General features: G+C 38.5%; 8 protein-coding genes and 2 rRNA genes. All 10 read left to right on the forward strand.

The features are described from left to right. Window positions 1-352 (forward strand): 23S ribosomal RNA (locus tag J7K05_02475); the annotation flags it as partial. A gap of 37 nt (window positions 353-389) precedes the next feature. Next, a 5S ribosomal RNA gene (rrf, locus tag J7K05_02480) occupies window positions 390-504 on the forward strand. A 74-nt stretch (window positions 505-578) separates the two neighbouring features. After that, window positions 579-800: a hypothetical protein gene (locus J7K05_02485; GenBank protein MCD6195034.1), complete on the forward strand. Its 222-nt coding sequence runs from the start codon at window positions 579-581 to the stop codon at window positions 798-800. A 22-nt stretch (window positions 801-822) separates the two neighbouring features. After that, window positions 823-2,064, forward strand: a complete 1,242-nt coding sequence (locus J7K05_02490; protein MCD6195035.1) for a DNA helicase UvrD — start codon at window positions 823-825, stop codon at window positions 2,062-2,064. Next, entirely contained in the window at window positions 2,065-2,517 is a 453-nt protein-coding gene (locus tag J7K05_02495) for a 3'-phosphoesterase (GenBank protein ID MCD6195036.1), read from the forward strand. Between the two features lie 97 nt (window positions 2,518-2,614). Then, window positions 2,615-3,427 carry a hypothetical protein gene (locus tag J7K05_02500; GenBank protein MCD6195037.1) on the forward strand — a complete coding sequence of 271 codons (813 nt, stop codon included), beginning with the start codon at window positions 2,615-2,617 and terminating at the stop codon, window positions 3,425-3,427. Window positions 3,428-3,539: 112 nt separating this feature from the next. Then, entirely contained in the window at window positions 3,540-4,385 is an 846-nt protein-coding gene (gene mutM / locus J7K05_02505) for a bifunctional DNA-formamidopyrimidine glycosylase/DNA-(apurinic or apyrimidinic site) lyase (protein MCD6195038.1), read from the forward strand. A 14-nt stretch (window positions 4,386-4,399) separates the two neighbouring features. Next, the gene (locus tag J7K05_02510) at window positions 4,400-5,062 is read left to right on the forward strand and encodes a recombination protein O N-terminal domain-containing protein (GenBank protein ID MCD6195039.1); all 663 of its coding nucleotides are present in this window, start codon (window positions 4,400-4,402) and stop codon (window positions 5,060-5,062) included. A gap of 24 nt (window positions 5,063-5,086) precedes the next feature. Next, complete coding sequence (locus J7K05_02515; GenBank protein MCD6195040.1) at window positions 5,087-6,409, forward strand: glycine--tRNA ligase; 1,323 nt, start codon at window positions 5,087-5,089, stop codon at window positions 6,407-6,409. 57 nt (window positions 6,410-6,466) lie between these two features. Next, window positions 6,467-6,658: hypothetical protein (locus J7K05_02520; GenBank protein MCD6195041.1), on the forward strand; the 192-nt coding region annotated here is incomplete at its 3' end.

Here is a 6,658-nt window from a genome sequence, read left to right on the forward strand (position 1 = left end):
CCGGTCCCAAGGGTTCGGCTGTTCGCCGATTAAAGCGGTACGCGAGCTGGGTTCAGACCGTCGCGAGACAGGTCGGTCCTAATCCGCCGCATGCGTTTGATGCTTGAGGGGTTCTGCTCCTAGTATGAGAAGACCGGAGTGGCCGAACCTCTGGTGTACCAGCTGTCTGATCCACAGGCATCGCTGGGTAGCTATGTTCGGATGGGATAACCGCTGAAAGCATATAAGCGGGAAGCCCACCCCAAGATAAGGCATCTTGACTCCCCGGAAGATTACCGGGTATATAGGCTGCAGGTGTAAGCTCTGTAAAGAGTTCAGCCAAGCAGTCCTAATGAGTCTTAGCTTTGCTCTAAGGGAGTAGGGCTGGGTCATCTATTTAAAGAATCTTTGCCGGTGCCCATAGCGAGAGGGCCACACCCGTTCCCATTCCGAACACGGCAGTTAAGCCTCTCAGCGCCGATGGTACCTCGCTTGTTGGCGGGGGAGAGTAGGACGGTGCCGGCTTTTTATTTTTTCCACACTTTTGTTTTTTAGAATTGTTCTTATATAATGAAAAAAGATTGAAAAATAAGCATAATATGCGATTTAAAATTATCTCTGGTATTGCTTCCTTTCTTTTAGGTGCCTTTTTAGTTGGGTTAGGAATGGCAGGTTTGTTTGGTGTTTCTGCTGATGTATCCGGTTTAACTACACAAACTTTTAAAGTTTTAGAGGTTAGTCTTTTTGTGGGTTTGGCTTTAATGATAGTTTCTGCAGCTTTATTTATCTGGGCAGTAGTCAGCGAAGCAAATCGCAAATAATTTTCAGAGTTATAAATTGTTAATGAGATATTATTTAGATCTCCACATTCACTCCAAATACAGCCGTGCGGTTAGCCGAGATATGGATTTGGAGCACTTAGAAAAAGCGGCTGAAGAAAAAGGGATTCATTTTATTGGCACTGCTGATTTTACCCATCCAGAGTGGTTTGCAGAGTTAAAATCAAAGCTCAAGGAGGTAGATTCTGGAGTTTATAAACTTAATCCGCAGGCAAAAACCTCTTTTTTTATTTCTGGAGAGATATCTTGTATTTATTCTCAAGGAGGCAAAGGACGTCGGATTCATATTTTGGTTTTACCTTCTTCATTAGAAAAAGCGGAAAAGATTAATTTGGCTTTAGGTTGGCTTGGTAATTTGCGTTCAGACGGAAGACCGATTTTAGGAGTTGATGTTAAAAAACTCAGTGATTTGATTTGGCAAAAAGATAAAGATGCCTTAATTATTCCAGCTCACATTTGGACACCTTGGTTTTCTCTCTATGGGGCTAATTCTGGATTTGATTCAATCAAGGAAGCTTTTGGGGAGTTGGCAGAAAGAATATATGCTTTTGAAACTGGTCTTTCTTCTGATCCCCCAATGAACTGGCGGGTAAAGGAGGCAAGGGAAAGGGTTTTGGTTTCTAATTCTGATGCTCATTCCCCTGATAAGGTGGGGCGGGAGCTGACAGTAATAGATACAGAAGAAAAACTCACCTTTCCTCTTTTTGCTCGGATTCTTAAACAGGGTTATGTTTCTGATTTGGGCAAGATCTCTACAGTAGAGTTTTATCCTGAAGAGGGTAAATATCATTTAGATGGGCATCGTAAATGTGAGGTTAGTTTTGAGCCTTCAGAAACTAAAAAAATTGATGGTATTTGTCCTAAATGTAAAAAACCTTTAACCATAGGGGTGCTTCATCGAGTAGATAGTTTAGCTGACAGCAAAAAACCTCTGCCTCCAGAAGGTGCTGATTTTTCCTACGCTATTCCCTTAAAAGAGCTAATTGCTCAGATAGAAGGGGTGGGGGTTTCTTCCAGACGAGTCAAAGAGAGATACGAGCAGGTTGTTAGGCAGATGCCAGAGATCCAGTTTCTTTTAGAAGCAAAAGAAAAAGACTTGCTTAGAACAGGAGGAGAAGATTTGGCAGAGGCAGTATTGTCTATGCGTCAAGGTGAGGTTGAGAGAAAGGCAGGTTTTGATGGCCAGTTTGGTGAGATTAAAGTTAAAATACAACCAAAAAAAGAAGAGCAAGTCACTTTATTTTAGATGGTTTTAGAAGAGTATAAACACAAGAGAAAAAAAGGCAGGACTCCAGAACCTTTTTCAGCAGCAAAGAAAGGCAAGAGGGTTTTTGTAATTCAAAAACACTTTGCCAGCCACCGGCATTGGGATTTTAGATTGGCTTATCCAAAGAAAGAAGGTTGGGTTTTGAAAAGTTGGGCTATTCCCAAAGAGCCGCCCCAAAAGCCGGGAGTCAAACGCTTAGCGATGCAGACAGAAGATCACCCTTATGCTTATAAAGATTTTGAAGGCAGAATTCCTGAAGGAGAGTACGGAGCGGGAAAAGTGGTAATTTGGGATAAGGGAAGTTATAAAGTATTGCGTTGGTCTCCAGAGTTGATAGAGGTAAAATTAAAAGGTCGCAGATTACGAGGCGTTTATGTTTTGTTAAAGCCAGCAGGTTTTAGGGATAAAGAATGGTTGTTTTTTAAGAAATAAAGAAAAAATGAGAGTGTGAATAAAATGACCCAAGGAAAAAGTAAGAAAAAGCTTTGTTGTGTTAAAATAGTCTATTTTGTAAAATAAAAAATATATAATGGCTTCTTTGTTTGATAACCTTCCGGTTCTCGCCTTATTAATTACCGGTATTTTGAATTTTTCATTTGGAGTTTATGTTTTGTTTCGTCGTCGCAACTTGGAGAGCTTCTTTTTCTTTATACTTTCCTTTGGTACTGCGGGGTGGGCATTAGCTATGGGGGTTATTTTGGGGCAGTTTACCCAAAACCAAATATTTAATCTTGTGCTTGATCGCCTTACTTACGCTTGTTCTATTATAGCCATACTAGGAATGCTTTTTTATGTTGTTTCTCTACAGACAGAGAATTTTTGGCAAGATTTTAAGAATAACAAGATATTATGGTTATTGTCAGTAATGGCGTTTATCAATTTCGCTTTGGTCCCTACTAATTTGATTAGTAATAACCCCGGCACTGCTGAAATGTCTGTTGGCCCTCTGATGATTTTTCTGGCTATTTTTCTTGTTTTAAGCACTTTATATATTCTTTATTATTGTTATAGGGGTTGGCAACGTTTTGAAGGGCGACTTAAGGCAAGATTTGCTTACATTGGAATAGTGTGGTTTTTGTCGGTAGCTATTGCTTTAGTTTTTAATGTCTGTTTGCCTATTTTGGGGGTTACTTCTTATCCGGCTATTGGTGCCATCTCTTCAATATTGGTAGTTTTTATGATAGGTTTGCTTGGTTTGGGCACGCTTGGTTTTTATATTACCGGAGCATTATTTGGGACTTTGGGGATGATGGTTGGTGTTTCCTCTATTATCCTTTTGGGTCTTGGAGTTTTTTTCGTTCTCGCTTATTTTCTTGTTAGCAGTCTTTTACAGAAGTTATAACAAAAATTATAGAGCAGGAGCAGAAAATAATCACTTGATAGATTTATCCTTAAAGTCCTGAATAAATACTTTGGGTGGATAGTGAGGAAGTTTAGGAGAGGAAAATAAAAATATGCCTGAATTACCAGAAGTGGAAACAATAAGGAGAGAAGCCCAAGAAGTACTAAAAGGTTTAAAAATTAAAAGAGTTAAAGTTTTAGATCCCAAACCAGTTAAAAGCCAAAAAAGAAAGTTTGAGGATTTAAAGGGTAGCATCAAAGGAGTGAGGCGTTTTGGCAAAATTTTGGTAATTGATCTTATATCTAAAAAAAGTATTCTTGTGCATTTAAAAATGACTGGTCAGCTGGTTTATGAAGGCAGGAAAAAGTTTGCCAGAGATTTTAAAAAAGGTTTTTTAGAAATGCCCAATAAGTATACGCGTTTGATTTTTTATCTTAACAAAGGCAAACTTTACTTTAGTGACTTGAGAAAGTTTGGCTATTTAAAACTGGTGGCTACTAAAAACCTTAAGGAAACTCCAGAAATTAAAAATTTAGGTTTGGAACCTTTGGATAAAGGGTTTAATTCTGATTTTTTGCAACAGGTTTTAGAAAAAACAAAGCGACCTGTCAAAATAGTTTTAATGGACCAGCGCAAAATTGCTGGGGTAGGCAACATTTATGCCAATGAAGCTTTGTTTTGGGCAAAGGTTAGGCCCCAGCGCCCAGCCAATACCCTGACAAAAAGAGAGACAAAACAACTAGTGGAATCTGTTAGAAAAGTAATAAAAGAAGGTATTGCCTTAAAAGGTGCAAGTGAGAATACTTATGTTGATCTTTTTGGGGCAAAAGGGAGTTTTATGAAAAAGGTAATGGTTTATCAGCGTGCAGGGAAAAGGTGTCATCTGTGTGGAGCCAGAATTAAAAAAATTGTTTTAGGGGGAAGGAGTTCTTTTTATTGCCCCAAGTGCCAACGCTAATCTAATATCTATTTATGCCTGCTTTTAGGCGCCTGCGAGGGATTGTTTTAGGACGCCGTGAATACCAAACAGACCTAGTGCTTGATTTTTTGACTAAAAAAGGGGTTTTTAAGATTAAAGCCAAAGGCGTTTTAAAGGCCAAAGCCAAGCTTAAAGGTGCGGTTGAGCTTTTTGATTTTGCTGAATGGGAAATTGTAGAAGGTAAAAATCTAGTTCTTGTTGGTGCCAAATTAATCAAAAGGCCTATTTATTTGCGCAACTCTTTGCTAAAAATCCTTTGCCTTAAAGCTTTGGCAGAAATTACACTTTTGGTTGTCAAAGTTGATACAGAAAAAGTCTTTTGGCTTTGGTTTAATCTTTTGCGTTCTTTAAAAGAGATCCCTTCAGAAAAAATAGAGGTGGTGTTTTGCGGCTTTATAGCGCGTTTGTTTTATTTAGAAGGTTTGCTTGATGCTGGCGGCAAGCTGGATGGTTTTCAAATTGAAAAACGTTTTTTGCGCGATCTTTTAGAACTGCCTTATAAAGAACTGCTTGAAAAGTACCCTTTGGAAAAATTCTTGGATTTTATGCGAATTACTGCTCAATGGCTGAGGGTTACAGACAAAGAAAGTTCTGTTTTAAATGTTTTTTTCCGGCAAGTCAACTTGTCCAAAGGCAAAAAAGGGTTTAAAATTTAGTCAGTTTATCTAAATAAAATTTTTATGTCTGAATTAACCTCATTAGAACCGCTTGTTGAGTTGGCAAAAAAAAGAGGGTTTATTTACCAAAGCTCTGAAATCTATGGCGGCGCCGGAGGGGTTTATGACTGGGGCCCTTTAGGAGTAGAGGTAAAAAATAATCTAAAAAGATTGTTTTGGCGTCGCTTTGTTCACCAACGGGAAGATATCTTAGGGATTGACGCCGGTATTCTAATGGCAAGAGCGGTTTGGCAGGCCTCAGGGCATGAAGCCAACTTTGTTGATTTGATGGTAGAGTGTAAAAAGTGCCATCAGCGTTTTCGCATTGATGAAATAAAAGATAATAAGTGTCTTTCTTGCGGCGGAGAGCTGAGTTTGCCCAAGAAGTTTAATTTAATGTTTAAAACTTATTTTGGGCCTGTTGAGGATGCTGGCCACCTTACTTTTTTAAGGCCTGAAACTGCGCAGGGAATGTTTGTAAACTTTAAAAATGTGCTGGATACGATGAGGGTCAAAATTCCTTTTGGTTTGGCGCAAATTGGCAAATCTTTTCGCAATGAGATAACGCCTAAAAACTTTATTTTTCGTTCCCGTGAGTTTGAACAAGGGGAGATTGAGTTTTTTATTCCTCCAAATGAAAAAGGGGGAGAAAAGTGGTTTAAATTTTGGGTAAAAGAATGGAAAGAGTTTTTTGTTAGTCTTGGTTTAAGTGAAAAAAATTTGCGTTTGCGGGCCCATAAAAAAGAAGAGCTGTCCCATTATTCTAAAGCTACTGTAGATATTGAGTATAAGTTTCCTTTTGGTTGGGCTGAGTTAGCCGGTATAGCCAACAGGACTGATTTTGATTTGCGTCGCCACAGCCAAGTTTCTGGCAAGGATTTGCGTTATTACGATGAAGAAAAAAAGAAAAAGTACTACCCTTGGGTAATAGAACCAACATTAGGTATTGATAGGACTATTTTGGCTTTATTTTGTGAAGGTTATGAGGAGTTTTCTCAAGGTCGTTCCGGCAAAGGGGAAAAAGAGATTGTGCTCAAGCTGGATCCCAGACTTTCTCCTTATAAAGCAGCTATTTTTCCTTTGGTTAAAAAAGAGGAGTTAGTTGAATTGGCGCGTAAAATCTATAAAAAACTACAGAAAGATTTCAATGTTTTTTATGATGAGTCAGGTTCTATTGGCCGCAGGTATCGTCGTCAGGACGAAATCGGAACCCCTTATTGTTTAACTATTGACTTTGATTCTTTGGGTGATAAAAAAGTGACTATTCGTGATTTAAAAACCATGAAGCAGGAAAGGGTTTTAATCTTGGATATCCCGCGTTGGCTTAAAAAAAGAGTTGGCCTTTAAGCTGTGGAAAACATTTTTTTTAAAATAGGGGATAATATAGAAAAATAATGTTTCAAAATGCGTCGGCGTAAATTTTTTCTTAGTACTTTGGCTGTATTATTAGGTTTAGCTTTAACGGGGAGTTGGGTTCTTTTTTTAAGTGGTCGTTTTTCTATTGTAGCTGATTTTCTGCTTCCTTCTTTGGAGCAAAAGGAGGAAAAGCTGGCTGGCAGTAAGCTTTTAGAACACTCTTATTTTGAAAATTTAAAG

Source organism: bacterium, assembly GCA_021157605.1.
Taxonomy (GTDB): domain Bacteria; phylum Patescibacteriota; class UBA1384; order JAGGWG01; family JAGGWG01; genus JAGGWG01.

What these genes read in the sequence shown, in the direction of transcription:
- J7K05_02485 (MCD6195034.1), top strand. Translation starts at nt 579, where the DNA reads ATGCGATTTAAAATTATCTCTGGTATTGCTTCCTTTCTTTTAGGTGCC.
- J7K05_02490 (MCD6195035.1), top strand. Translation starts at nt 823, where the DNA reads ATGAGATATTATTTAGATCTCCACATTCACTCCAAATACAGCCGTGCG.
- J7K05_02495 (MCD6195036.1), top strand. Translation starts at nt 2,065, where the DNA reads ATGGTTTTAGAAGAGTATAAACACAAGAGAAAAAAAGGCAGGACTCCA.
- J7K05_02500 (MCD6195037.1), top strand. Translation starts at nt 2,615, where the DNA reads ATGGCTTCTTTGTTTGATAACCTTCCGGTTCTCGCCTTATTAATTACC.
- mutM (MCD6195038.1), top strand. Translation starts at nt 3,540, where the DNA reads ATGCCTGAATTACCAGAAGTGGAAACAATAAGGAGAGAAGCCCAAGAA.
- J7K05_02510 (MCD6195039.1), top strand. Translation starts at nt 4,400, where the DNA reads ATGCCTGCTTTTAGGCGCCTGCGAGGGATTGTTTTAGGACGCCGTGAA.
- J7K05_02515 (MCD6195040.1), top strand. Translation starts at nt 5,087, where the DNA reads ATGTCTGAATTAACCTCATTAGAACCGCTTGTTGAGTTGGCAAAAAAA.